This window comes from Rhodococcus mengyinensis (assembly GCF_048381435.1).
GTDB classification, from domain to species: Bacteria; Actinomycetota; Actinomycetes; order Mycobacteriales; family Mycobacteriaceae; genus Rhodococcus_F; species Rhodococcus_F opacus_D.
Map to the genome: position 1 here is coordinate 67,006 of NZ_JBLWIT010000055.1, position 23,895 is coordinate 90,900.

At 66.7% G+C, this 23,895-nt stretch carries 18 protein-coding genes; 15 read left to right on the forward strand and 3 right to left on the reverse strand.

From position 1 onward, the window contains the following. From ACNJ7E_RS11115 to ACNJ7E_RS11125, 3 genes are all read left to right on the forward strand, one after another. Window positions 1–1,275, forward strand: coding sequence for a dihydrolipoamide acetyltransferase family protein (locus ACNJ7E_RS11115; protein WP_418339864.1), 1,275 nt, complete (start codon window positions 1–3; stop codon window positions 1,273–1,275). Window positions 1,276–1,338: 63 nt separating this feature from the next. After that, on the forward strand, window positions 1,339–2,715 hold the full coding sequence (gene lpdA / locus ACNJ7E_RS11120) for a dihydrolipoyl dehydrogenase (RefSeq protein WP_418339865.1): 1,377 nt from the start codon (window positions 1,339–1,341) through the stop codon (window positions 2,713–2,715). 69 nt (window positions 2,716–2,784) lie between these two features. Then, on the forward strand, window positions 2,785–3,750 hold the full coding sequence (locus ACNJ7E_RS11125) for a sugar phosphate isomerase/epimerase family protein (RefSeq protein ID WP_280779407.1): 966 nt from the start codon (window positions 2,785–2,787) through the stop codon (window positions 3,748–3,750). A 36-nt stretch (window positions 3,751–3,786) separates the two neighbouring features. Here ACNJ7E_RS11125 and ACNJ7E_RS11130 read toward each other — a convergent pair whose 3' ends face one another. Then, entirely contained in the window at window positions 3,787–4,416 is a 630-nt protein-coding gene (locus ACNJ7E_RS11130) for a cysteine hydrolase family protein (protein WP_418339866.1), read from the reverse strand. A gap of 56 nt (window positions 4,417–4,472) precedes the next feature. Then, window positions 4,473–5,198 carry a hypothetical protein gene (locus ACNJ7E_RS11135; RefSeq protein ID WP_418339867.1) on the reverse strand — a complete coding sequence of 242 codons (726 nt, stop codon included), beginning with the start codon at window positions 5,196–5,198 and terminating at the stop codon, window positions 4,473–4,475. A 560-nt stretch (window positions 5,199–5,758) separates the two neighbouring features. Between ACNJ7E_RS11135 and ACNJ7E_RS11140 the strand changes: the two genes are divergently transcribed. The 6 genes from ACNJ7E_RS11140 (at window position 5,759) to ACNJ7E_RS11165 (ending at window position 15,641) form a co-directional block, all read left to right on the forward strand. Continuing rightward, window positions 5,759–6,103, forward strand: coding sequence for a hypothetical protein (locus ACNJ7E_RS11140; RefSeq protein ID WP_418339868.1), 345 nt, complete (start codon window positions 5,759–5,761; stop codon window positions 6,101–6,103). A 566-nt stretch (window positions 6,104–6,669) separates the two neighbouring features. Continuing rightward, window positions 6,670–7,014, forward strand: a complete 345-nt coding sequence (locus ACNJ7E_RS11145) for a hypothetical protein (protein ID WP_418339869.1) — start codon at window positions 6,670–6,672, stop codon at window positions 7,012–7,014. 149 nt (window positions 7,015–7,163) lie between these two features. Next, window positions 7,164–10,451: a protein kinase domain-containing protein gene (locus ACNJ7E_RS11150; protein ID WP_418339871.1), complete on the forward strand. Its 3,288-nt coding sequence runs from the start codon at window positions 7,164–7,166 to the stop codon at window positions 10,449–10,451. A gap of 154 nt (window positions 10,452–10,605) precedes the next feature. After that, on the forward strand, window positions 10,606–10,917 hold the full coding sequence (locus ACNJ7E_RS11155; RefSeq protein ID WP_418339872.1) for a hypothetical protein: 312 nt from the start codon (window positions 10,606–10,608) through the stop codon (window positions 10,915–10,917). Between the two features lie 79 nt (window positions 10,918–10,996). Next, window positions 10,997–12,184, forward strand: coding sequence for an epoxide hydrolase family protein (locus tag ACNJ7E_RS11160; RefSeq protein WP_280779413.1), 1,188 nt, complete (start codon window positions 10,997–10,999; stop codon window positions 12,182–12,184). Window positions 12,185–12,401: 217 nt separating this feature from the next. Further along, on the forward strand, window positions 12,402–15,641 hold the full coding sequence (locus ACNJ7E_RS11165; RefSeq protein WP_418339873.1) for a protein kinase domain-containing protein: 3,240 nt from the start codon (window positions 12,402–12,404) through the stop codon (window positions 15,639–15,641). Between the two features lie 49 nt (window positions 15,642–15,690). Here ACNJ7E_RS11165 and ACNJ7E_RS11170 read toward each other — a convergent pair whose 3' ends face one another. Continuing rightward, window positions 15,691–16,605 carry a LysR family transcriptional regulator gene (locus ACNJ7E_RS11170; protein WP_280779415.1) on the reverse strand — a complete coding sequence of 305 codons (915 nt, stop codon included), beginning with the start codon at window positions 16,603–16,605 and terminating at the stop codon, window positions 15,691–15,693. A gap of 137 nt (window positions 16,606–16,742) precedes the next feature. On the opposite strand from ACNJ7E_RS11170, the gene ACNJ7E_RS11175 reads away from it, so the two are divergent. From ACNJ7E_RS11175 to ACNJ7E_RS11200, 6 genes are read left to right on the forward strand one after another with little or no spacing between them, the layout of a single operon-like run. After that, on the forward strand, window positions 16,743–17,942 hold the full coding sequence (locus ACNJ7E_RS11175) for an ATP-grasp domain-containing protein (RefSeq protein WP_418339874.1): 1,200 nt from the start codon (window positions 16,743–16,745) through the stop codon (window positions 17,940–17,942). Further along, a complete protein-coding gene (locus ACNJ7E_RS11180; RefSeq protein ID WP_283333230.1) occupies window positions 17,939–18,844 on the forward strand; it encodes a succinate--CoA ligase subunit alpha in 906 nt (301 codons plus the stop codon). Before ACNJ7E_RS11175 ends, ACNJ7E_RS11180 begins: the two co-directional genes overlap by 4 nt. A gap of 30 nt (window positions 18,845–18,874) precedes the next feature. Beyond that, the gene (locus ACNJ7E_RS11185; protein WP_280779418.1) at window positions 18,875–20,497 is read left to right on the forward strand and encodes an acyl-CoA carboxylase subunit beta; all 1,623 of its coding nucleotides are present in this window, start codon (window positions 18,875–18,877) and stop codon (window positions 20,495–20,497) included. A 40-nt stretch (window positions 20,498–20,537) separates the two neighbouring features. Continuing rightward, window positions 20,538–21,062 (forward strand): acetyl-CoA carboxylase biotin carboxyl carrier protein, encoded by a 525-nt coding sequence (locus tag ACNJ7E_RS11190; protein ID WP_280779419.1) that lies wholly within the window; start codon window positions 20,538–20,540, stop codon window positions 21,060–21,062. Continuing rightward, window positions 21,059–22,462, forward strand: coding sequence for an acetyl-CoA carboxylase biotin carboxylase subunit (gene accC / locus ACNJ7E_RS11195; RefSeq protein WP_418339875.1), 1,404 nt, complete (start codon window positions 21,059–21,061; stop codon window positions 22,460–22,462). The genes ACNJ7E_RS11190 and accC overlap by 4 nt, the downstream gene beginning before the upstream one ends. Next, window positions 22,459–23,889: a beta/alpha barrel domain-containing protein gene (locus tag ACNJ7E_RS11200; protein ID WP_418339876.1), complete on the forward strand. Its 1,431-nt coding sequence runs from the start codon at window positions 22,459–22,461 to the stop codon at window positions 23,887–23,889. The genes accC and ACNJ7E_RS11200 overlap by 4 nt, the downstream gene beginning before the upstream one ends. Window positions 23,890–23,895: the final 6 nt, after the last annotated feature.

Here is a 23,895-nt window from a genome sequence, read left to right on the forward strand (position 1 = left end):
ATGCCCACTGTCCAGACATTCCTGCTGCCCGACCTCGGCGAGGGCCTCACCGACGCCGAACTGCTGACCTGGCTGGTGAAGGTCGGCGACACCGTGACGCTCAACCAGATCATCGCCGAGGTCGAGACGGCGAAGGCGTCGGTGGAGTTGCCCTCGCCCTACGCCGGAACGGTGGTCGCGTTGCACGCCGAGGAGGGGACAACTATCGACGTCGGCAGCCCGTTCATCGACGTCGCGGTCGCCGGCGAGGGCCAGGCGGACGCGCCCGAGCCGACCGCTCCCGCGGGCCCGGCCGAGCGGACCCCGGTCCTGGTCGGCTACGGCGTGGCCGAGGACTCGTCCAGCCGGCGCCGGCAGCGGCGTCCGGCGGGAACCCGGGTCGACGTGACCCCGGCGCCGCGCACGTCGCGTCCGCTGGCCTCTCCCCCGGTGCGGTTCGCCGCGAAGCAACACGGCGTCGACCTCACCGAAGTGAACGCAACCGGGGTGCACGGTCAAGTCACCAGGGACGACCTCGAGCGCCACCGTACCGCCACCCCGGTCACGGGGTCGGCGGCGACGGTCCCGGCGGACGCCGACGAGGAACGCATCCCGATCAAGGGTGTCCGCAAGCACACCGCCGCAGCGATGGTCCGCAGCGCATTCACCGCCCCGCACGTCACCGAGTTCGTCACGGTGGACGTCACCCCGACGATCGACCTCCTGGCTGAGCTGCGCGACACGAAGCACTTCACCGACGTGCGCCTGACACCACTGACGTTGGTGGCCAAGGCATTGCTCGTGGCGCTGCGCACCAACCCGACCCTGAATTCGTCCTGGGACGAGGACGCCCAGGAGATCGTCGTCAAACGCTGCGTGAATCTCGGCATCGCGGCCGCCACCCCGCGCGGGCTGATGGTGCCGAACATCAAGAACGCCCACACCCTCGGTCTGCGAGACCTCGCGATCGCCCTGTCGGATCTGACGACCACGGCGAAGGAGGGCAAGACCGGGCCCGCCGATCTGGCCGACGGCACGATCACGATCACCAATGTCGGCGTCTTCGGAATCGACGCGGGCACGCCCATCCTCAACCCCGGCGAGGCGGCGATCCTGTGCTTCGGGGCGATCCGCAGGCAGCCGTGGGAACACCAGGGAGAGATCGCGTTGCGGTCGGTCACCACACTGAGCCTGTCGTTCGACCATCGACTGGTCGACGGCGAGCAGGGATCGAGATTCCTCGCGGCCATCGGTCAGATCCTGTCGGATCCGTTGACGTTGATCGCACTGAGCTGAAACCCAGTCCACTTCGACCTTTGCTGCACGTCCCATGGCGTGCCCGACCGAGGGAGTTTTCCCATGTCCGACCAACCGGACGTCTTGATTCTCGGCGGTGGATCCGGCGGGTACGCCTGCGCCTTCCGCGCCGCGCAACTGGGTAAGACCGTCACCCTGATCGAAGAGGACAAGGTCGGCGGAACCTGCCTGCACCGAGGGTGCATCCCCACCAAGGCGCTCGTGCACGCCGCCGAGGTCGCCGACACCGTCACGCACGCGTCGGCCCTCGGTATCGGTGCGACGCTCGACGGGATCGACCTCGGCGGTGTCCACGCCTACAAGAACGCGACGGTCGAACGCCTGTACAAGGGCCTGCAGGGGCTGGTTCGCGGCCACAAGATCGAGGTGGTGCACAGAACCGGCCGCTACGGCGGAGGGCGCACCGTCCACGTCGGCGATCGCACGATCACCGGCACGTCGCTGGTGCTCGCGACCGGCTCCCAGGTCCGGAGCCTGCCCGGACTCGAGATCGGTGGCCGCATCCTCACGAGCGACGAGGCACTGACGTTTCCCGAACTTCCGAAGCGCGTCGTCGTACTCGGCGGCGGTGTCATCGGGGTCGAATTCGCCAGCATCTGGGCTTCGTTGCGCGCGGACGTCACCATCGTCGAAGCGCTGCCCCGGCTCGTCGCCGCCGAAGACGAGTGGTCCTCGAAGCAACTCACCCGGGCCCTCCGCAAACGCGGCATCACCATCATGACCGGCACCCGATTCGCGAAGGCGGTCCAGGACGAGAGCACGGTCAGCGTCACCGTGGAGTCGGGCGACACGATCGAGGCGGACCTGCTGCTCGTCGCGGTCGGCCGCGGACCCCGGACCGCCGACATCGGACTCACAGAGAACGGCGTCGTACTCGACCCCCGCGGTTTCGTCACGGTCGACGACTCCCTGCGGACCTCGCAGCCGGACGTGTACGCGGTCGGTGACATCGTCGCCGGTCCGCAACTGGCGCATCGCGGATTCCAGCAGGGAATCTTCGTCGCGGAAACGATCGCAGGCCTGAGCCCGGCACCGATCGAGGAAAGCGGCATCCCCCGGGTGACGTACTCCAACCCCGAGGTCGCGTCGGTCGGGCTCACCGAAGACCAGGCCCGCGAGCGGCACGGAGACGTCGCCACCGTCGTCTACGACCTCGCCGGCAACGGCAAGAGCCAGATCCTCGGAACCAGCGGCGGCGTCAAACTGGTGCGAGCCGGAGCCACCGAGGGACCGGTCGTCGGGATCCACATGGTCGGCGAACGCGTGGGCGAACTGATCGGGGAGGCCCAACTGATCGTCAACTGGGGCGCCTACCCCGACGAAGTCGCCACCCTGGTTCACGCGCACCCCACTCAGGCCGAAGCGCTCGGCGAGGCACACCTCGCTCTCGCGGGAACACCACTGCACAGTCACAGCTGAGAATGTCTTGACAAAAAGGACGACTAGAACGTACTAGTTGTAGGACGCCGAGTGTGAGGGAGAGCAGGCATGGAAATAGGATTGATCACCGACTCGGTCAGCCACCTGCCCTTCGAGACAGCTCTCGACCTCGCGCAGGGACACGGCTTGAACTCGGTCGAGGTCGCAACGGGAAACTGGTCGGAAGCGCCGCACGCCGACCTCGACGCACTGGTCTCGTCCGCGGACGCCCGCGCCGAGTTCGCCGAGAAGATCTCCAACCGGGGCCTGACGCTGAGCGCCCTCAACGCCAACGGCAACCAACTGCATCCGGTCTCGGGAAAGGCGCATGACGCCGTCATCCGCAAAACCGTCGAACTCGCGAGCGCTCTCGACGTCGCGACCGTCGTCCTCATGTCCGGACTGCCGGGAGCGAAAGGTGACACCAACCCGAACTGGATCACCACGGCGTGGCCGCCGGAGAACCTCGATGTCCTCGCTTACCAGTGGAACGAGGTCGCGATTCCTTACTGGAAGGAACTTGCGGCCTTCGCCCGTGATCACAACGTCAAGCTCGCCGTCGAAGCGTGCGGAGGTCAACTCGTGCACAACGCTTCGGCGATGCTCCGGCTGATCGACTGCGCGGGCGCCGACGTGGTGGGCGCGAACCTGGACCCGTCCCACCTGATGTGGATGGGTGCCGACATCCCCACCGTCATTCGCGCTCTCGGCACGTCGATCTTCCACGTGCACGCGAAGGACATCCGCATCAACTCCTGGACCGCGCAGCGCGACGGTCTCCTCGACACCGGGGCCCTCACCGATCCGCTGGGACGCGCCTGGAACTACGTCACCCTCGGTCTCGGCCACCCGGACGGTGCCACGTTCTGGGCGGATTTCGTCTACAACCTCCGCGCGGTCGGATACGACGGCACCCTCAACATCGAGCACGAGGACGCGCTCGTCAATTCCCTCGAAGGCGTCGGCCGGGCGGCGAACCTCCTGAAGCAGGTCGCCCTCGTCGAGGCACCCGACTGGACTCCGGCGAAAATCTGACGGTCGCTCAAAGCGCCCGTCGCCGACTGAAGCCTTTCACGATCCTGCAGTCCAGAACGTCTCGAGCTTCTCGGCCGTGATCACGGTGCCGAAGTTCTGTGCGACGACGGACACCGAAGCGTCGTGGGCTGTTCGGCTGTAGGTGGCAGCGCAGTCTTCGACGAGCGAAACCCAGTATTCGTGAAACAGCGCGCTACGCAGACTCGACTCGACACACACCTCGGTGGCGACGCCGGTGAAGAGCAGGGAATCGATGCCGAGGGAACGCAGGGTGAGGTCGAGGTTGGTGCCGACGAATGCGCTGAACCGGTTCTTCGTGATCACCACGTCGCCGTCCTGCGGAGCGACGGCGTAGTAGTCTGCTCCGGGTGTTCCTGTGCGGCAGGTAATTCCGGTGCGTGCCGCGTCCGGCCCCTCGCCGATGCGGCCGAGCCACTGAGGTGTATCAGTGATTTCGTCGTGCAGGGTGCGTACGAAGATCACCCGGACCCCGGCCGTGCGCGCGGACGAGACGAGGTGGTCCAGTCGCGGAGCCATCGCCACCGGGGCGGTCACGTCGAAGCCCTTCTGTGCCAGCGACCCGGCGGGTGAGCAGAAATCGTTCTGCATGTCGATGACGATCAGTGCGCACCGGGCGGGGTCGTAGCGGAACGGGACCGAGCTCATTTCGTGGTGTCCTTCCAGTCAGGGGTTGTGCGGAAACCTTGTTCGGCGATGAGCCGCTACCAGATGACGACGGCGGCTCCGGTGGCCAGCAGCAGTCCGGCCATCACCGGGACGACGAGGTGGCGGACCAGTTCGGCAACCGGTATCCGGCAGAATCCGGCGACCACCACCAGCGACGACCAGATCACGAGAGTTCCCCCGCCCGTCCACGTGGCACCGTTCTGGGCGATGGCCGCCAAGGTCGCGGTGTCCATCCCGGACTGCGGCGCCAGCGCGGCAGCCAGTCCACCGGTGAGGGGTAGGCCAGCCCACCCCGAACCGTCGAGACCGACCGCCATGCCGATGAAGAGCATGCTGAGCGCAACGAATACGCCGTTGTCGGGGATGTACGGCTGCACGCGTTCCACGGTGTCGAAGAGGAAGGCCGGACCGGTGGTGTCGTCGTCGAGTCCGAGAATGGCGCCCGAATAATCGGGAATGCCGATGTACACGAAACCTGCGACGGGAAGGATGATGCCCATCGCCTTGAAGGCGTACGACAGACCGTCGATGAAGTGGGTGGCGCAGAATTCGAGAGCCTCGGATCGTCGTGACGTGATGGTCACGAGTGCCATCAGGATGATTGCCGTGCCTCCCACCAGGGACGCGCCGCCGCCGTCCTCCCAGGGGACGATGTCGGTGAAACGACCGATCAACATGTAGGCCAGGACGGCGACGAACGCGGCGGGCACGCCGATCGCCCACGCACGGGTCAGTGTCGGGCACGCCGATCGCCCACGCACGGGTCAGTGTCGGGCGATCCGTGATTCTCGTTCCGTCGTCCTCGAAGCCGGGCAGTTCCTCGTCGAGCACGTCCGTGGCGGTGGGTGAGACCGCGACGTCCTGACCCGGCGGGAAACCAGCGGACGTGCCGGCGGGCGTGCCACCGACACCGCCGGTGGGATGCACGGTTCCACCCATCGGTTCGGTGCCCGGAACTGCATCCGTACGCATCCTGCGGCGGACGGTCAGGAAGTAGGCGAGCACCGCCGCGGTGACACCGACGATCAGTGAGATCACCAGGGCACGGTCGGCGATGTCGTCGGCGGGAACGCCTGCGCCGCTCGCGGAAATCGACGGCGCAAGACCGATCACGTAGTCGGAGGCGATCGACATTCCCTGGCCGGAGATCGCGAGAACCACCGCGGCTCCGAGCGGCGGCAGACCCACCTTGATCGCGGCAGGAAGTAGGACGGCACCGATCAGGGCCAGTGCCGGGGTCGGCCAGAAGAACAACGAGAGAAGATAGGTGAAGACGAACAACACGATGTAAGCGACGCGGCCATTGACCATCCACCGACTGATGGGGCGCACCATCACCTCATCGGAACCGATCGCCCGCATCGCCGCGAGCATCGAGGTCACCGCGGCGATGACGATGAAGATCTCGAACAGCGCGGTGCCGGAAGTGATGGTGGCCCGGAATACCGACATGATGGAATTCGGGACGCTGCCGCTGTACGCAAGTGCTGTGGCAAATGTCGCGAGTACCGCGGGGATCATGACGTTCTTGCGTAGCGCCATGGCCACGATCAGAGAAGCGAGGCCGACTAAGAACACGATCTGCGCAGCGCCCACGTGCGACTCCTTGTATCGAACTACTTGCGGCGAGTACCTCGGAAGTGTGCGGGCGAGGACGGCTGAGTAGCGACCTTTGTCGGGTCACGACGCGGGGCGCCGCAGCCCGGTTGTCGCATGATCGTGGCCTACCTTTGATGTGTCGTCAACGTCAAAGTGACTATGCGAGAGCCCATTCGATGTGCAAGGTGCGCAGAAAATGACAACCGCGTTTCGGCTTCGGCGGGTCGTGTGAACGATTACAGTATTCTGCGGCTTCCGTTGGCCACGTATAGGATGTCGCCGGTCGCCGGCACATCGTCGCCCGTCTTGACCGCACCACGTGCAGGCGCACGAGGAGCCGCCCGCGGCAGAGGAAGAGGGGGGCGTCCCCGGCCACGAGCGGCGGACGGCCTCCCAGCCGAGGGGGACCGGTCAGGGGGCCTGGCTGCCACTCGGGGCCGTCGAGCCCGGGGCAGCGTGGATGCCGGGTACCCGCCGACGTGCGGGGCTACTCGCTTCGGGCAGGAAAAGTTTCGCCCGAGTGACGATGCTGTCCGCGACAGTCTGACCTGCGAAGATCATCCTTCTCGCGGGCGACCCCGCCGGCCGCGCGCGAGAGCGCGCGTTTAGTTGTGCGTAACACGATCTTTGCGGGTGGCGATGCTGGTCGTTCCCGGTCCCTACTTCGGGTCGGTGCTCGCCGAGACCGCGAACGTTCCCGGCGAGACGACGTTCTCGGCGCCGTTTCGGCCGGAGCTCTGTTCGTCCAGCGCCGGCGGCGCCCTCGTCAGGGTCAGCTATCTCAACGTCTCCAGCGGTGACCGCGGGTCGGTGGTCGTGAAGCCGTGCGTGAATTTCCTGGAGCCCGCACCGGAACGCGCCACCGTGCGCACGGGTTCCGGTCCGGTTGCGTTCACAGTGTCCGTCATCGGTTCGGGGTTCTACCCGCGGGCCGGCCAGCCCTCGCTCCCCGGAGTCGGAGGCTTCGTCGCCCCCTGACCGGGAATCCTCGAGTACTCCGCCCAGGGTAGGTCGTAAGTCGGCCATCGGATGGGGGGCGTCGGCGATATCCTTGGGTATCTCCTCGAGAGGCCAGCGGTGGTGCACTTCTTCGACAGTGGCTCGGACCGGAAGAATCGGTCCGGTCGATGACCGACGACGATCCCTTCGCGACGCAACGCGACGCGTCGGGTTCGGTCACGGCCGATCTGGCGGCTGCCGGATTCGAGGACGCACAAGAGATCGGCCGCGGCGGTTTCGGCGTCGTCTACCGCTGCACCCAGGCGGCCCTCGACCGCACTGTGGCGGTCAAGGTCCTTACCGCCGACCTCGACGAGCAGAATCGGGAACGTTTCGTCCGCGAGCAACGCGCGGCGGGCCGGCTGACCGGGCACCCCAATGTCGTCAATGTCCTCCATGTGGGCGTCACCGACAACGGTCGGCCGTACATCGTCATGCCGTACCACGCCCAGGACTCACTCGACACGCGGATCCGCCGCCACGGACCGCTCCCGCTCGACGAAGCGCTGCGACTCGGGGTGAAAATGGCCGGTGCCCTCGAGACTGCCCATCGCCTCGGGATCCTGCACCGTGACGTCAAGCCCGGGAACATCCTGCTCACCGACTACGGTGAGCCGGCACTGTCGGATTTCGGCATAGCCCGTATCGCCGGCGGGTTCGAAACCACCGCCGGCGTCGTGACGGGTTCGCCGGCGTTCACTGCCCCCGAGGTGGTGACCGGCGAATCCCCGAGTGCTGCTGCCGACGTGTACGGCCTCGGTGCCACGTTGTTCGCTGCGATGACCGGTCACGCTGCCTTCGAACGCCGTAGCGGGGAGCAGGTGGTGGCCCAGTTCCTGAGGATTGCCGCCGAGCCTGGTCCGGACCCGCGGAAGCACGGCATTCCCGAGGACGTCAGCACGATCATCGAACGTGCCATGTCCGGCACCTCGGAGGGCCGTCCCTCCGCCACGGAACTCGGTCAGCAACTCCGAGCATCTCAACGCCTCCACGGTTTTCCCGTCGACGAGATGGCACTGCACGCCGAAGCGGGAGCCGTGCAGCCGAAGGAGGACGTGATGGTGCCGCCGCCTCACCAACTCGTCTCCCATGCACACGAATTCTTCCGCGAAGTGACAAGTTTCGTCGGACGCCGCAATGAAGTAGCTGCAGTCAAGGCGCGTCTGTCGGATTCCCGGATAGTGACCCTCACCGGATTTGGTGGGGTAGGGAAAACCCGGCTGGCGTGCCGCGTCGCCTCGGAAGTGCGCAGAACCTACACCGGCGGCGTCTGGTTTGTGGATCTCGCCGCGATCTCCACTCCAGACCTTGTCGTCAGTGCGATTACCGAGGCGCTCGACATTCGAGACGGAATGAATGCGGACGGTAGTCACTACCTGTTCGAATTCCTCGATGGAAGACATGCACTCATCGTCCTGGACAACTGCGAGCACTTGATCGACGCGAGCGGAAGCGTCGCCGCCGAGATTGTTCGGCGGTCGGACCGTGTGGAGATCCTGGCAACCAGTCGGGAACCTCTCGGTGTGCTGGGTGAGACCGTGTTCGAGGTACCCCCCATGCCGGTCCCCGACGAAGCTCAGCTCGCCGACGGGCAGAACGCCAAGAGCTTTCATTCCGAGGCGGTCGATCTTTTCGAGCAACGCGCTGCGTCCGTCGTCCCCGGATACACCCTCGACGACGAGAGCCGCCTGGAGGTTGCCCGCCTGTGCCAGCGGCTGGACGGCATCCCTCTGGCGATCGAACTCGCAGCGGTCCGGATCAGGTCCCTACCCCTCGACCGCGTCCTGTCGCGCGAGGGCGCACTCTTCGAAATTCTGACGCGGGGAAACCGTGGCGGACCGGTACGGCATCAAACGCTGCGTGGCGCCATCGATTGGAGCTTCAATCTGTGCTCGCCGGAGGAACAAGTCCTGTGGGCACGGCTGTCCGTCTTCGCGGGCGGATTCGATTTCGACGCGGTCGAGAGCGTGTGCACCGATCCGGACATCGTTCCGGACGCGTTTGACCTGATCTCCAGTCTTGTCGAAAAGTCGGTCATTTCCACCGTTCAATCCGGATCCACAGTTCGATACAAACTATTGGAAAGTATCAAGGACTACGCGGCCGAGAAACTTGCCGAGCACGGCGACGAGAATGCGTGGCGCAGAAGACATCGAGACTACTTCCTGCGTTTGGCCGAACACAGCGAGAGCCAGTCACTGGGGTCAGGGCAGCTGGTATGGAACCGTCGTTTGCGGCACGAGCGGGCGAATCTGCGGGCGGCGCTGGAGTACTGCCTGTCTACCCCCGGGGAGGCCCGAACCGGTCTTCGGATGGCGGGTGCGTTGTGGTTCTTCTGGAACGCGAGTGGCCTGCTGCGCGACGGGCGGTACTGGCTGACCCGAGCCTTGGAGGCAGACCGGGAGCCGAGCAGCGAGAGGGCGAAAGCGCTCTGGGTGATCGCGTGGAACGCCATGGTTCAGGGCGACAACCCGACCTCCAAACAGTATTTGCTGGAATGCAGCGCCGTCGCGGAAGCGATCGGTGATCGAACCGCCCAGGCGTTTGCAGTTCAGTTCCGGGGTGCGGCGGAGATGCTCGGAAACGGAAATCTCGACGTCGCACTGGAGTACCTCACTGCCGGCATGGCACTTCATGCCGAGTCTGGGGAGGTCAATTCCCTGACACTGCTGGGCGGCGCTCAGCTCGCTTTAGTGCATTGCCTGTCCGGAAACCTGGAACAATCCCTTGCCTGGGCGGACGACACCATCGCCTCAGGTAGGTCGCTGAAGGAGCACTTCTCGACGTCATGGGCGCTGTGGGCCCGCGGACTTGCCCTGTGGACCCAGCGCAAGTACCCGCAAGCCTCGGACTCGTTGAAAGAAGCGCTCGAGCTGAAGCAGTCATTGAGTGACTGGTTGGGCGTGAGCACATGCACCGAGATTCTGGCGTGGATCGCGATCGAGGAAGCAAACCCTGTCCGTTCCGCCCGCCTGCTCGGTATCGGGCGCACACTGTGCGGCGAGATGGGGAGCGCTCCACTCTTCGGAAACGACACGTTGATCCGCACGCGGACTCGTTACGAACAACGCACCCGTCAGCTGCTGGGTGACTCTGCGTTCGACAAAGAATCCCGGGCCGGTGAGCGTCTCGAACACCTCGCGTCGATCGAATTCGCGTTGCAAAAGCGCACGTCCCAGCCCGCAGCGGCGGCCACTCCTGCAGCGAAGGTGAAACTCACACCTCGTGAGAAAGAAGTGGGAAAGCTGGTGGCCGAGGGACTGACGAACAAGGAGATCGCGGAAAGGTTGGTTATCTCGCCCCGTACCGCAGAAGGACATGTAGATCGCATCCTCACGAAGACCGGACATCGATCCCGCGCGCAGCTTGCCGCCTGGATCGCCCGCGAGGAGAGCATCGAGTCCCGAAATCCGTAGTTCGGGCAGTGCCGCCGCTGCGTTGGGTGCGGACCCGGGCTGAACTCATCGAGGGCCTCGCTGGTCCCCACGGATACCTGCGTAGGAAATGCGGGTAGTGAAGCACGTAGATCTTCGCCGTCCCACTCGCCGCGCAATTGCGAGTCTTATCGGCATGAACAGCACACACCAACACCACACCAGGACACACACCACCAGCACCTCCTGGAAGCGGTTCGCCACCGTCGGAGTCGCCGCCGCCGCACTCGCCGTCATCCCCGCCGGCGTCGCGGCCGCATCCACCAGCACACCGGCGCCCAGCCCCCTCGCCGCCGTCGCCAGCCACGACATCCCCCGCGATCACGACAACACCATGCCGCAGCAGCGCCGGCACGACCGTCAACGCGACCAGAGGCGGGACCGCCGCGCCGAAATCACCATCGGCAACGAGATCCTCGACGGCTGGGAAAGCAGCACCCCGAGGTAGACGGTCGCACCGTCGAATGCAGGCGCCAATCCAACGAAAACCCTTCTCGACCAACAACCGACACAGCAAGGAAACCTACATGTCTTTCACAACCGACGTCACCATCCGGCCGTTCACAGTCCAGTTCCCCGACTCCGAACTCGAGGCACTGCGTGAGCGCATCGAGACCACCCGGTGGCCCGAAACGGAAACCGTCGCAGATCAGTCGCAGGGCACACCGCTCGCGACGAGCAAGGCACTGGCGCAGTACTGGGCCTCGGAATACGACTGGCGCAAGGTCGAGGCGAAGCTGAATGCTCTGCCGCAGTACATCACTGAGATCGACGGATTGGACATCCACTTCATTCACGTCCGCTCGAAGCACGAGGATGCGTTGCCGCTCATCGTCACACATGGGTGGCCCGGTTCGATCGTCGAGCAGCTGAAGATCATCGACCCCCTGACCAATCCCACCGCCCATGGTGGTGACGCGTCGGATGCTTTCCATCTGGTGATTCCGTCGATGCCCGGCTACGGCTTCTCGGGCAAGCCCACGACGACCGGCTGGGGCCCCGACCGCATCGCACGTGCCTGGGTGGAGCTGATGAAGCGCCTCGGGTACAACCGGTACGTGGCACAGGGCGGGGACTGGGGTGCGATCGTGACTGAGGCGATGGCGGTGCAGGCGCCGCCGGAGCTGCTCGGCATTCACACCAACATGGCCAAGGTGGTTCCACCCGAGATCGACCAGGCGCTCCTCACCGGGCATCCCGTGCCCGCCGATCTGTCCGACGACGAACAGGCTGCGTGCGACCAGCTGGCATTCTTCTATCAGCACATCGGCTACGCCGTGGAGATGGGATCGCGGCCGGAGACACTGATCGGATTGGCGGATTCGCCCGTCGGTCTGGCCGCCTTCATGATCGACCACGACCCGGCGAGTTTGGCGCTGATCTCGCGGGTCTTCGCGGGACAGCCCGAAGGCCTGACGCGAGACGATGTACTCGACAACATCACCCTGTTCTGGCTGACGAACACGGCGTTGTCAGCGGCTCGTCTCTACTGGGAGAACAAGGCCCCGTTCTTCGCCGCCGGTAGCGTCTCCATCCCGGTTGCCGTGAGCGTCTTTCCCGACGAGCTCTATCAGGCACCGCGCAGTTGGGCAGAGAAGGCCTACCCCAACCTCATCCACTTCAACAAGCTCGACAAGGGCGGGCACTTCGCCGCCTGGGAGCAGCCCCAGCATTTGGTAAACGAGCTCCGCGTGGGCTTGCGGTCGCTTCGATAACGACCATGACGTGCGCGCCAGCGCACGAGCTGAGAGCGACCGGGTGGCTCATTCCGAGCCACCCGGTTCGCCTTCGGCCGTCCAGCCAACCCCGTGTTCACCATTCTCATCGACTTCGCAGCGGTGCGGCGCGGCGATATCCTGGGGTACATCGTCGAGAGGTGAGCAGTGTGGCATTCGTCGGCAGTGCCTCGAGCGGGATGAATCGATGTAGTCGATGACGGACGTCGATCCGTTCGCGACGCAACGCGACGTGTCCGGTTCGGTCACGGCGGAGTTGGCGGCGGCCGGATTCGAGGATGCCCAGGAGATCGGCCGCGGCGGTTTCGGCGTCGTGTACCGATGCACGCAGGCTGCGCTCGACCGCACCGTGGCGGTCAAGGTCCTCACCGCAGACCTCGACGACGAGAACCGGGCACGGTTCCTGCGTGAGCAGCGTGCGGCCGGCCGGCTGACCGGTCACCCCAATATCGTCACTGTTCTCCACGCCGATGTCACCGGCAACGGCCGGCCCTTCATCGTGATGCCGTACCACGCTGAGGGGTCGCTCGACGAGCGGATCCGGCGTCACGGAGCGCTCCCGCTGAACGAAGCGTTGCGACTCGGGGTGAAGATGGCCGGCGCGCTGGCGGCCGCGCACCGCCTCGGGATCCTGCACCGCGACGTCAAGCCCGGGAACATCCTGATCACCGACTACGGCGAGCCTGCGCTGACGGATTTCGGCATCGCTCACATCGCCGGTGGGTTCGAAACCACGGCCGGCGTCGTCACGGGTTCGCCGGCGTTCACCGCCCCCGAGGTGGTCGCCGGTGAGTCCCCGAGTCCGGCCGCCGATGTGTACGGCCTCGGCGCCACCCTGTTCGCTGCTTTCACCGGTCATGCGGCGTTCGAACGGCGAAGCGGTGAGCAATTGGTGGCACAGTTCCTGAGGATCACGTCCGAGCCGGTTCCCAACCCGCGCGAACACGGCATTTCCGAGGGGGTCAGCGCTGTCATCGAACGTGCCATGTCCTCCGAGGCCGGCGCTCGCCCCTCCGCTGTGGAACTGGGTCGGCAACTGCGCGAATCCCAACTGCATCACGGCTTCCCGGTCGACGAGATGGCAATGCACACCGAACCGGCCGCGGTGCAGGGCGGAGCGTCAGTCCGGCCGTCGTGGTCACCGGCGGATTCGGGCCGAACGGGTGGACTTCCGCTGGAGCTGACCAGTTTCGTCGACCGCCGCACGGAACTGGCCGAGGCGACGAACTTGTTGTCGACGTCGCGGCTGGTGACGTTGACCGGAATCGGCGGGGTGGGAAAGACCCGGCTTGCTCTACGCGCAGCCGCCAAGGCGCAACGAAACTTCTCCGACGGTGTGACGCTGGTGGAACTGGCTGATTTGCTCGATGATTCGCTGTTGGCCGGGGTCGTGGCGGCCGCACTGGGGTTGCGCGACCAGTCTGCCCGACCCTCACACGAGGTGCTCGTCGAGTTCCTTGCCCCGCGTGAAGTGTTGCTCGTGCTGGACAACTGCGAGCAGGTGGTGGCCGCGGCCGCGAAACTTGCCGAGATCCTGCTCCGCGTGTGCCCTCGGCTGCGTATTCTCGCGACGAGTCGCGAACCGCTCGGAATCGGCGGGGAAACAGCGCTTCTGATTCCCCCGCTGCCCGTCCCTGATCCCGACCACCTGCCGAAAGGACTGCCCCGCAACGATTCGGTCACTCTCTTCGCGGAACGCGGCGCCGCCGTAGTCCCGGGATTCGAGCTGACCGAGGAGAACAAGGTCACCATCGCCCGAATCTGTCAGCGGCTGGACGGGCTGCCGCTACCGATCGAACTGGCGGCGGCCCGGCTTCGCGCGATGACGCCCGACCAGATCCTGCAGCGCCTCACCGACCGCTACCTGCTGCTCACTCGCGGCAGCAGGGACGCGCCCTCGCGGCAGCAGACGTTGCGGATGTGCATCGACTGGAGCTATGACCTGTGCACCCCTGCGGAACAACGGATGTGGGCGCAGCTCTCGGTGTTCGCGGGCAGTTTCGAACTCGAGGCCGCGGAACAGGTCTGCGATGGTGACGACGTAGACGACCTCCTCGACACCGTGACGTTCCTCGTCGACAAGTCGATCCTGACGAGAGAAGAGTCGGGTTCCGCGGTGCGGTTCCGAATGCTCGAGACCGTCCGCGCCTACGGACGGGAAAAGGCGCAGGAGAACGGCGACTACATCGCGCTTCGCCGTCGGCACCGCGACTGGTGTGAGCGGCTGGCGGTCGAGGCGGAAACCGAATGGATCAGCTCCCGGCAGCTCGCGTTGATCTCCAGACTGGGTCGGGAACAACCGAATATCCGCGAGGCGCTGGATTTCTGCGTGTCCGACAGTCCCGCAACGGGACTGCGGATCGCTGCCGCACTGTACCCCTTCTGGCTGTCCCGGGGATTGCTCAGCGAGGGTCGGCGATGGCTCGGTCGCCTCCTGGCTCGACAACCGGCCGAGCCTACCGGCGATCGGGTCAAGGCGCTCTACGCCGCCAGTGTGCTGGCCGGAGTGCAGGGCGACATTCCCGTGTCGGACACGCTGGCGGAGGAAGCGCAGGCGGTCGCCGCTCAGGCAACCGACCCGCTGGTGCGTGCGCACGCCGACCACGCGTTCGGATACGCGGCACTGTTCGCGGGGCGCCTCCCCGACGCCCGCGCACACCTCGAGAAGGCCGTCCGAGGGTTCACGGCACGCAACGACCTTTACGAGGTGGCTGCAGTCGTCGGCCTCGGCATGACGCACGACCTCGTGAACGACACGGAACGAGCCATCGAATGCCATGAGCGCGTCCTCGCGATCACCGAGGCGCAGGGCGAATCGGTGTATCGGTCGTATTCGCTGTGGGCGCTGGCCGTCGCGGTGTGGCGGCTCGGGGAGAGAGCACGAGCGGTCCAGCTCCTCGGGCAGGCGCTCCGAGTCGAGCGTCGGGTGAACGATCGACTCAATGCCAGTGTGTGTCTGCAGGCACTCGCATGGATAGCCGCCGAGGAACAGGACATGGAACGCGCGGTCGTATTGCTGGGCGCCGCAGACGAGTTCACCCGGTCGGTGGGCAGTTCGACGGTGTTGGTGCCCGGCCTGAGCGTGTACCAGGACGAGTGCGAACGCCGGACCCGAGAGGCGATGAGTGAGCAGGCCTTCACCGCGGCCCGCAGAAGGGGCACGGCACTCGGTTTCGACGCAGCCGTCGCCTACGCGCTGGGCGAGCAGATTTCGCCCTCTCCGACGTCCGCCGGTCCGTCGCCTGCACCGACGAAGCGGGAGCGTGAGGTTGCCACCCTCATCGCCGAGGGGCTGACCAACAAGGAGATCGCCGCTCGGCTGGTGATCTCGCCCCGCACCGCACAGGGGCATGTGGAACATCTCCTGACGAAGCTGGGATTCAATTCACGTGCGCAGATCGCGGCGTGGGTCGTGGAATCGCAGGGCGAAGGGTGAGATCAGGGCGAGAAGCGACTGCATGATCCCCTGGCGATGGCGCGATCAGTTACCTGGTGATCGGATGGTCGCGTGACCAGTCCGCGCTGACCTCGCGTAAAGCCTGGATGAGTTTGCGCACGGCCGGTGCCGGCTGAGTGTCCGCCCGCCTGATCATGCAGACGGTCAACTGAGGCGGATTCCATTCCGTTGCCGGAGTGACAACTTCGTCGGCGCAGTGGTCGCGGAGCGTGTGCCGGGGCAGCATTGCGATGCCCACCCGGGCCGCGACCATGAGCAGGCTCGTGTGCGGGTTCGTCGTCTCGTAGACGATGTCCTGTGCCGGCGGTGCGAACGCGGTGTCCACCAACTCCCGCAGGGCGAAACCGTGCGCGGACACCACCCAGGACTGGCCGGCGAGGTCCTGAATTCCCACTGTCGACTTGCCGGCCAGAGGATGTCGCCGGGACACGCACAGCACGACCTCGTCGGAGATCAGATCGGTTGCGGTGAGGCTGGCGTCGGAGGCCGGGTCGTTGGCCCTCACGACGAGTCCGAGGTCGAGTTCGCCGTTCGTCACGCTGTCGCGCACACCCTGGGACCCCGATTCCCACACCGAGAAGCGCACGTTGGGGAACGAGTTCCGGTAGAGCGGAACCACTCTCGGTAGCAGTATCTGGCTGGCCGTGGTGACGGCACCCAGGCGCACGCTGCCGCTGCGCAGTCCGTTGATCAGCCCCGCCTCCTCGCGGAGCGCGCGATCGGCCTGCAACACCTGCCGAATGTGCGGTAGCAGAATCCGGGCCTCCGCGCTGGGGAGAACCCCGTTGGCGCGGCGGATCAAGAGGACGACATTGAGGTCCTCCTCGAGGCGCCGGATCTGCTGGCTGAGGGTCGGCTGCCCGATGCCCACCTCCTGAGCGGCCTTGCGCAGCGAACCGAGGCGGATCGCGGCCTCCAGATAGCGCATCTGCTCCGACCTCATGCCGCGACCCTAGACCCGAGTGATCGATGATGGCAATCACCCTGGTCGCCTGCGCTCACTTCCGTGAATCAGTTACCCGGATCACACTGGGAAACGAATCGAGAGGCCCGGGGAGGGCCCCAAACGAAGGAGACGCGATGCCCCGCGCCACTGAGAGCGCCGCAATGCCATGGCTGCGCAGGGTCGGCCTTGCGACGCCCGAGTTGGTCGTCGTGACGCATGAGCACGAACTTCTGCCGGGCGGGCCGGCGTTCGGCCCGCCGTGGGTCGTGAAGCCGGACATCGCCGGCAGCGGCAAGGGCCTCGCCGGCCTCGTGCACATCTGCAGGTCCCGGGACGAGCTGTCCTCCGCCGTCACCGCAACTCTTCGGAGCGGTGCGCCCGCGGTGGTGGAGGAATTCGTCGAGGGCGAGGAGTGCTACCTCTCCATCGCCCTGGACGAGACGACTCGTGGTGCTGTCGTGCGCGCCGCCGCCACCGGTGGAGTCGGATTCGATGCGCACCAGGCGGCTGCCGTGACGGTCGGCCTGGCGGAAGGCCCCGACGACCACGCGGTCGCCGACCTGCTCGACCGGGCCGCCGTGTCGGACCCTCGGTTGCGCAGTGCGATCGGTGATGCGCTGCAGGTTCTCTGGACCGCCTTCTGCAGTGCGGAGGCCGTCCTCGTCGAGGTCAACCCGTTCCGCTGGGACGGTCAGCGACTGGTCGCCGTCGGTGTGGCGGTCGAATTCGACCCCCACGGTCATCCCGACGCACAGGCACTCCGTCCGTCGGCACTGGTGGATGCCGACCCCGTCGTGGACCGCGCACCCACCCCACGCGAACTGGCAGTCCGCGAGGCCGACGCCGCCGAACCGAATAGGGCGGGCATCAAGTTCTTCGAGTTGGACGGCGACGTCGCCTGCATGATCACCGGCGGCGGTGCGGGGCTTCTCGCCCTGGACTACCTGACCGACCTCGGTATCCGTCCCGCCTGCTACCTCGACGCGTCGCCGGGTGCCGGTAGCGCGAAGCTGCAGACGCTGTTCAGTTCGGCGCTCTCCGTCCCCGGGCTTCGCGGGGTGCTGTTCGGCGGCGCCGTGCTGAGTCTCGCCGATGCCCGCGACGTGGCGGTCGAGTTCGCTGCTGCCGCGGATCGGGCCGGATTCGACTCCACACGGGTGCCGACCGTCGTCCGGCTGGCCGGCCCACACGAAGCGGAGGCGCACGCCGTCCTCCGTCGGCGTCTGCCCGGGGCTCTCGTCCTGGATCGCGCGGCCTCAGTCGAAGACGCATGCGACCTACTGCTGACCGCGATGGAGCAGTCGCCGCAGGAACTGGAAGGACTCGTCCGATGATTCGTGAGCTTCTCGAAGCCCGTTCAGGTCTTCTCGTGCAGGGCATCACGGGCAGGCAGGGGCAGCTGGAAACGCGGTGGATGCTCGATTCCGGTGTCGACGTGGCCGCCGGTGTCACCCCCGGCAAGGGGGGTTCCGCGGTGCTCGGCGTGCCGGTCTTCGACACCGTCGCCGAGGCCGTGGCGGCGACAGACTCCCGGGTCGCGATGAGCTACGCGCCGCCGCACGCCGCCGCGGATGCGGTCGTCGAAGCCGCACAGGCGGGCGTCGAACTGATCGTGGTCAGCTCGGAGAACATCCCGCAGCATCGCTGGCTCCGGGCACTCGCGGTCGCGCGAGAGCACCACTGCCACGTCATCGGCCCGAACTCCCAAGGTGTCGTCGTCCCCGGCGTGGGCCGAATCGGCTGCCCCGGCGGTAACGAACCGTGGCAGCGATTCGCGCCCGGCTCGGTGGGCATCGTCTCCCGCAGCGGCGGCATGGCCTCCGAACTGGCGATGCTGATGCGCAACTGGGGATGGGGAACCAGCGTGCAGATGTCCATCGGCGGCACGCCCGCGGTCGGGACGACCCTCACCGAAGGAGTCGAACTCGCCGCGAGTGACCCGAACACCCGTGCTGTGGTGGTGTTCGGCGAACCGTCCGGCGGCCAGGAAATCGACCTGGCAGTCGCGGTGGCAGACGGACGAATCGACGTGCCGGTCATCGCGATGGTGGCCGGGCGTGCCGCAGATTCCCTCCCGACGACGCTGCCGTTCGGGCACGCGCCGCGCAGCGCCGACGGAGCCACCGTGCAGGAAAAGTGTGCAGCGCTCGCCGATGCGGGCGTCCTCGTGGCCCGCTCCACCCACCACGTGCGCGCCCACCTCGCGGACGTACTGCCGGCCGCTGCGCTTCGCTGACCGTCATCCCAGACAGAAGGAAATCTCGTCATGACCCAGATCGAATCCGGAGCGGCGGCCCCGGTCCTGACCGTCGGCACCAGCGCAGCGGACAGCACTGGCCGGCCGTGGTTCGAAGCGGAGATCGCCAAGCGCCGTGAGTTCGCTCTGGCGATGGGCGGCCCGGACAAGATCGAGCGCCAACACGCGCGCGGCCGACTGACGGCGCGCGAACGCATCGAACGGCTCGTCGACGACGGATCGTGGCGCGAGATCGGCATGATGACCGGATCGGCCCGCTACGACGAACGCGGGCAACTGATCTCGGTCGAACCGTCGAATGTCGTGTGCGGGCAGGCGAAGATCGACGGTCGGGACGTCATCGTCGTCGCCGAGGACTTCACAGTCCGAGGGGGATCGTCGGAGGCGACCAACCCCGAAAAATGGCAGTACGTAGAGCGTTTGGCATTGACGTACCGGTGGCCGGTGATCCGGCTGGTCGAGACCGCCGGCGGGAGCGTCAACCTCCTCGAGCAGATGTCCGCCACCAAGATTCCGGGATACCCGCACTGGCCGATGGTGGAGTTGCTGGCCACAGTTCCCGTCGTCGGCGTCGCGCTCGGCGCGGCCGCAGGCCTCGGCGCGGTCCGGGTGTGCGCGAGTCACCTATCGATCATGACCGCCGAGGGTTCCTACCTGTTCGCGGGTGGACCGGCAGTCGTGAAGAAGGCGGTGGGCGAAGACGTCACCAACGCCGAGCTCGGCGGCGCGGGTGTGCATGCGCGTGCATCGGGCGTCGTCGACAACGAGGCGGCCGACGAGTTCGAGGCACTCGACGACGTCGTCCGATTCCTGTCGTACCTTCCGTCGAGCGTTCACGAGCTCCCTCCGGTGAGGGCCTGCGCCGATCCGGTGGATCGTCGTGACGAGGCCCTGTCCACGACGATCCCGGAAATCAAGCAGTATTCGTACGACATGCGCACGCTGCTGGCCTCGGTCTTCGACGACGGCAGCCTGTTCGAGATCGGACGGTATTTCGGACAGTCTCAGATCACGATGCTCGCCCGTCTCGACGGTCACACCGTGGCGGTCCTCGCGAACGATCCCAGGTGGCTCGGCGGATCGTTGACCGTCGATTCCGCGGAGAAGATCACCAGGTTCGTCGACATGGCCGACACGTTCCACCTGCCGGTGGTGAACCTGATCGACCAGCCCGGGACGTTTGTCGGCCGCGACGCCGAGCAGAAGGGCACCCTCCGCAAGGGCATCAGGACGGCCATGGCCCTCGAGCAGGCTCGCGTCCCCTGGCTCTCGCTGTTCGTGCGTCGGGCCTACGGGCTGGCAGGCGCCGCCTACGGGCCGATAGGTGGTGGCAGCATCAACCGGCGCCTCGCCTGGCCGACGGCGCACTGGGGATCGATCCCCATCGAGGGCGGCGTCGAGGCCGCCTACCGGCGCACCCTGGCCGAAAGTGATGACCCGGACGCGCTCCGTGCCGAACTCTACGCGCGGTTCCAACCCGTGGAGAACCCGTTCCGAACTGCGGAAAGGTTCGGAATCCAGGACGTCATCGACCCCCGCGACACCCGTCCGATGCTGTGCGAATGGGTACGTCAGGCCTACCGAATCCTGCCCGCACAGCTCGGCACGACCGCACGCACCATGCGGGCCTGACCGACACCTCATCGCGAACGCCACTTACGAGGAGCAGACCATGAATCTCCAACACGCAGACGTCCGACGCATCCTGGAACTACTCGACACCGCAGAGCATCTCGATTCGCTGGACCTTCGGATCGGCGACGTCGTCCTGCAGGCGCGCAAACCGGGCGCCGCGCCGACGAGTGCGCTGCCGGTCGAAGCCCTGGCGCCGACGACCGCCCCCGCCACCCCGGCCCCCGCCCCGGCCGTGACGCCGCCGCCCGCGCCGGCCGCCTCGGTCACCGTGAGCAGCCCGGCACTCGCCGAAGTCCCGGATCGGATGATCGCCATCCGGGCACCCATGCCGGGCACGTTCTACCGCACGCCGGCACCGACTCAGCCGCCGTTCGTGGAAGAGGGTCAGCAGATCGAGGCATCCGCGACACTCTGCCTGATCGAGGTGATGAAAATGTTCAACTCGGTCCCGACGCCGACAGCGGGCCGGGTTCACTCGATCCTCGTCGAGCACGGTCAGGCCGTCGAGCACGAGCAGATCCTGATGATCGTCGATCCCACCGACGCGGAGGCCGCAGCATGACCGACGACATCCCAGTCGTTCGGCACGACATCCGGAGAGTGTTCGTCGCCAATCGCGGCGAGATCGCGGTCCGCATCATCCGGGCGTGCCGTCACCTCGGCGTCGAGACCGCGGTCGGGGTTTCCGACGCGGACGTCGACAGCCTGGCCGCGCGGATGGCCGACGAGGTCGTCGTCCTCGGTCCGCCGCAGCCGACCCACAGCTACCTCCGCGCGGACCTGCTGATCCGGGCGGCGAAGCGGACCCGTTGCGACGCGGTCCATCCCGGCTACGGATTCCTGTCCGAACGAGCGTCGTTCGCCCGTGCCTGCCGCGACGCCGGCCTGATCTTCATCGGCCCGACACCCGAGTCGATCGACAGCATGGGCGACAAGATCACGGCGGTGGGCCTGGCATCGGAGGCCGGGGTTCCCTGTGTGCCCGGCTCGGGGGCAGTGTCCGATCCGAACGAGGCTCTGGCGATTGCCACGGAGATCGGGTTTCCGGTGCTGATCAAGGCGACCGCGGGCGGCGGGGGCCGCGGCATGCGGGTCGTGGGGTCGGCGGCGGAACTCCCGGAACTGTTCAGGTCCGCGTCGTCGGAAGCCCAATCGGCCTTCGGCGATCCCACCCTGTACGTCGAGAAGTTCATCGAACGCGCACGGCACATCGAGATCCAGGTCATCGGTGATCAGTTCGGCAACGTCGTCCACCTCGGTGAGCGAGAGTGTTCGACGCAGCGGCGGCATCAGAAGCTGATCGAGGAGGCGCCCTCGCCTGTACTCGGGGAGAGCGAACGGGAAGCGATGGGCGAGAGCGCGGTCCGCCTCGCCCGGAACGTGGACTACGTCGGTGCGGGCACCGTCGAGTTCGTGGTCGACGACCGCGACAACAGCTACTACTTCCTGGAAATGAACACCCGCATCCAGGTCGAGCATCCCGTCACCGAAATGATCAGCGGGCGCGATCTGGTGGCCGAACAGATTCGTATCGCGTCCGGGCTACCGTTGTCCTTCACACAGGACGAGGTGATCCTGGACGGTCATGCGATCGAGTGCCGCATCAACGCCGAAGACCCCGATCGCGGCTTCTTCCCCAGTCCGGGGTTGGTCGAGGAGTGGGGACCACCGAGCGGGCCGGGCGTTCGGGTCGACACCCACTGCTACTCGGGATACACGGTCTCGCCGTACTACGACTCACTTCTCGCGAAGATCATCGTGCACGCCCCCACCCGAGCCGAGGCGATTCAGAAGATGAGCACCGCCCTGTCCGAGTTGACGGTCACCGGTCCGACGACCACCGCCCCGTTCCACCACTCGGTGCTCGCTCACCCCGACTTCGCCGCGGGAGCGGTCACCACCAGATGGGTCGAGGACACCTTCCTTCGCCAGTCCCTCACCGAGGCGGGAGCATCGGCATGAGCAACCATCAGATCACCTTCACCGACACCAGCCTGACCGACGGCCAGGCCGCGGTATGGGCGGGTGCATTGGACAATCGGATGGTCCTCGCACCCGCCGCCGCGCTGTCGTCCAGCGGCCTCGCTGCGGTCGAGGTGCTGAGCCCGGCGGTGCTGGACGAATGCCTGGCCCGCGACGAACACCCGCTGCAGCGGGTGGAACTCGCCCATCGGCACTACGGCCCCGTTCCGTTGCGGGCCACCGTCAACCTGCTGACCGGGCATGGGCGGCCGGGTGCCGACGTCCTCGGACCCACGGCGATCGACGGCTGGCTGACGGCACTGGCAGCTGCGGGCCTGCGGCAGGTGGTCCTGCTGGATCCGTTGCTGGACCTGGTCCGCCTCAAGGCCGCTCTGGAATCTGCCACCACGGCGGGGCTGACCGCCATTGCCGCGCTTCCTTATACAGCCGACGACGGAGTGTCCGACGAAACCTATGCGGAGCGCGCCGCATCGCTCATCGCTGCCGGCGCCCACCGGGTGATGCTGCGAGACGAGAGCGGAGTCCTGACACCGGACCGGGCGCGCACCCTCGTCCCGGCACTGGTGTCGGCGCTCGGTGACACTCCCCTCGACCTGCACACCCGGTGCCACACCGCACTCGGAACCGTCGTCGCCCTCGAGGCCGGCCGGCTCGGCGTCCGCGGCATCGACACCGCACTGCCGTCGGTCGCCAACGGCGCCTCCCTTCCGTCGCTGCCGTCGTTGATCCGCGTCCTGCGACGCGACGACGTTCAGGGTCTGCCCGACCTCGACGCTCTGCTGTCCGCCGATGCGATCCTCGCCGGGATCGCCGACCAGGAAGGCTTGCCCGCGGCAACCCCGTGGCCATTCGATCTGGCGACGTACATCCATCAGCTGCCGGGTGAGGTGGCGGCCGACGTGCGAAGCGTTCTGCGTGAGCGTGGACGGTGGGCCGACCTGCACGAGTTCGCCGCCGAATGCGCGGCCGTGCGCCGTGAGATGGGCTCGCCGCCGATGGTGCCCCCCTTCGCCCGGGCGATCGCCGAGCAGGCGATGTGCCACTTCGGTGGGGAGCAGAGGTACGAGACCCTCCGGCCGGTTCTGCGCAGGTTGCTGCAGGGCGTGTACGGCACGGTGAACGGTGACCAACGCGTCGACCTCCAGGCGCGGGTCGGCTCGGTACTGACGTCCGAATGTGACTCCCCGACAATCGAAGCAGATCTCGCTGCCGATGAGGACGTTCTGCTCGCGTGGATAGCGGGAGTCACGGTCGCGACCGTCCCGCGGAGAGTGGACGTGCAGCCCTACGAAGCATTGACACCCTACGAAAGCCTCACCCGTGGATTGCTCGAGCGGGCCGGTCGCTACGCCACGCTGACCGTGTCTGCGCCCGGTCTCCGCATCCATCTGCAACAGGAAGGGTGAATCACC